The following is a 2,547-nucleotide window of genomic DNA, read 5'->3' on the forward strand; positions in this document are numbered from 1 at the left end:
TTGTTTAATGTCAACTGAATTTCCCTGGAATTATCATGAGGATTTCCCCCTCGTTATCAACAGGAATTCCCTGGTTTCATCATCAGCCTGTCTGGCAGGCGGTTTTGTTATGCACCTCCTTCCCCAAGCCGAGAGCCAGCTTCAACCGTTGTCTTTGGTTTTGCCGTGCCTGGCCCAGGTTGCCGCATGAGGGCATGCGTCATTCTATAGCTTTTCGCTTCGAAGAGTAAAAGATGACCATGATGAACCAACCGATCGATCATGGCAGCGGCCATCTGCTCATCGGTAAAGATTCCTCCCCACTTCGAGAATTCAAGGTTCGTCGTGAGGATCAGGCTTTTACTCTCGTAACTGTCGGCAATAATCCTGAATAAAAGCTGGGAACCTTCCCGATCCACGGGAACATACCCCCACTCGTCCAAAATCAGGAGATCCAGCTGCTTTAAGTCCCGTATAAGGCGTTCGAGTGTGCCGGCCTTGTACGCCTCGGTCAGCTTAAGCACGAGCTCGGTGACCGTGAGGAACCGCACCGAAAGCCCCTTTTCACAGGCGGCAATGCCGAGTGCGATCGCCATGTGAGTTTTTCCGGTACCGACACCGCCATAGAGCACAAGATTCTTTTTTTCGGGAATGAAGTCGGCACGAAGCAACTCTTCCTTGCTGAGGGCTGGCGGGAAGCGGATTTCTGAGAAATCGTAGTCTTCAAAGCTCTTGAAGACGGGAAACCCCGCACGATTCAGGAGCCTGGCTTTCTTGCCGCGTTCCCGTCGGTCGATTTCTTCTGACAGCACTTTTAAGAGGAATTCTTCCTGCCGCGGGGTGGCTTCGCTCTCGCACAGCTCAACCACACGGCTTGAGAGCATGAGTTTGCGACTCATGGAGGCGATTGTAATCCTCGTGCGTTCGCGTTCCTGTGGTGTACGGATCATACCTGGACCCCTTCCAGGAATTCGTCGTACACATGAAGATCCTGGCCGCGCTCTGGGGCCATAGTGAGCCCGTAGCCGGCAATCCTCGCGGCAAGGATCGCCGCGTCATGGAAGGATGTTCTGGAGCGCTGTACGCCTTCCTCGAGCGCTTGTACGGCGATTTCAAAGCCGTATTCGCTTGAAAGCGTGTGCATAGTCTTCAGCGTCGCGTGCAGCTGCGTGCGTTGCTGTCGGTCCATGAGAGATTTCAAAGGATCGGGAATCAGTTCCCGGATTCCTGAGTTTTTCCATGCGCCGGGGTTATTCATAAGGACGGCGAGCGAAGTACGGTAATCGCTGCTATCGCTTCGCCGTTCCCCATAGACGCGGCTATGGCGAACTACAAGGCGTTTGTGGTCGTCCAGGATGTCGATCGAATGCGCGCGAATTGCGACGAGTACTTCTTGGCCTGCATACTCAGGACTCGTCGAGTAGTAGTGACGGGAATCGATTCGCACTTTGCCGTAGCCGTCAGCCTTCAGGTAGTCATAGCGCACGGGATCGAAAGCGGTGCGTGGAAGCGGCAATAATGCTCGTGTATCCTCTTCGAAGAGGTCCTTGATCGGCAGGAGCTTCTTGTAGTGCGACTCCTGGGCCTTGGAAGCATGCAGCGAAAGCAGGGTCCTGTTGTAGTCTTCGATATCGTCGAATGCAGGCTCTGGCACAAAGAGGTTTCTGCGGGTATAGCCAATCTTTGCTTCGACGTTGCCTTTTTCATGACCCGATTCCGGGTTGCAGAATCGCACGGAAAAGCCGTAATGGGCTCGCATTCTGGAAAACAGCTCCGCTTCGTGGATTATCTCGCCGATACGCCTGCCGACACCGGTGGCATTGTCGAAGACCACCAATGGCGGTACGCCGCCGATATAGGCAAAGATATCCTTGAGCCCCTGGCAAACGCATTCAGCGGTTTCTCCGCCGAATATCTGCGTAAAGCTGTCATTGCTGTAGGGAAACGAGAGGGTAAGATACTTCTTGCGAACCATGGTTCCGCGTTCCAGGAAGTCAGCCTCACCAAAATCAGCTTGGCTTTCGCCGGGGTGCCAGACCAGTTCCATGCTCGCCCGCACGGTACGCTGTTCCTGAAGTACTCGTTTCACATATCGCTGGACGGTATTGTAGGAACAGGCATAGCCGGCAACTTCTGAAATAAGTCGATCGTGGATACGTTTCGCGGTGTGCCGCTGCTTATGCCACCGCCCTTGATCTTCTAAAAGCCATGAATCAATGAGCGGCTTATACGGATCCAGGATTGATTCTTTTGTCATCTTTTCCGGTGGTTTTGGAGAAAAATCATCTTGCTTCAGGTACTTTCGTACTGTTTTAGGGTCTACTCCATAGATTCTGGCTAACTCGGCCACTGAACTTCCTTCTCGGTACTGTTCCCTGATACCTTGTATTTGGGGCATGTTGATCACCTTCCTTGATCCTCCCTTGTCGTTGTTGGTCCTTCGACAAAGGGATTCTGGATTACCAGGAGGCAGTGTTCAACTGCCCCTGATTTTTCCCGGGAATTCCCAGTGATAAAACCAGGGAAATCTATCTGATATTTTCAGGGATTTTCAGCTTATATTAAACA

General features: G+C 52.4%; 2 protein-coding genes. Both read right to left on the bottom strand.

Annotated elements, in window-relative coordinates; all coding sequences use genetic code 11:
* Nucleotides 1-107: 107 nt before the first annotated feature.
* On the bottom strand, nt 108-929 hold the full coding sequence (gene istB, locus GAP13_RS12915; RefSeq protein ID WP_158908700.1) for an IS21-like element helper ATPase IstB: 822 nt from the start codon (nt 927-929) through the stop codon (nt 108-110).
* A complete protein-coding gene (istA, locus tag GAP13_RS12920) occupies nt 926-2,377 on the bottom strand; it encodes an IS21 family transposase (RefSeq protein ID WP_222126227.1) in 1,452 nt (483 codons plus the stop codon). The genes istB and istA overlap by 4 nt, the downstream gene beginning before the upstream one ends.
* Nucleotides 2,378-2,547: the final 170 nt, after the last annotated feature.

The sequence above is a fragment of the Rectinema subterraneum genome, from assembly GCA_009768935.1.
GTDB classification, from domain to species: Bacteria; Spirochaetota; Spirochaetia; order Treponematales; family Rectinemataceae; genus Rectinema; species Rectinema subterraneum.

What these genes read in the sequence shown, in the direction of transcription:
- istB (WP_158908700.1), bottom strand. Translation starts at nt 929, where the DNA reads ATGATCCGTACACCACAGGAACGCGAACGCACGAGGATTACAATCGCC.
- istA (WP_222126227.1), bottom strand. Translation starts at nt 2,377, where the DNA reads ATGCCCCAAATACAAGGTATCAGGGAACAGTACCGAGAAGGAAGTTCA.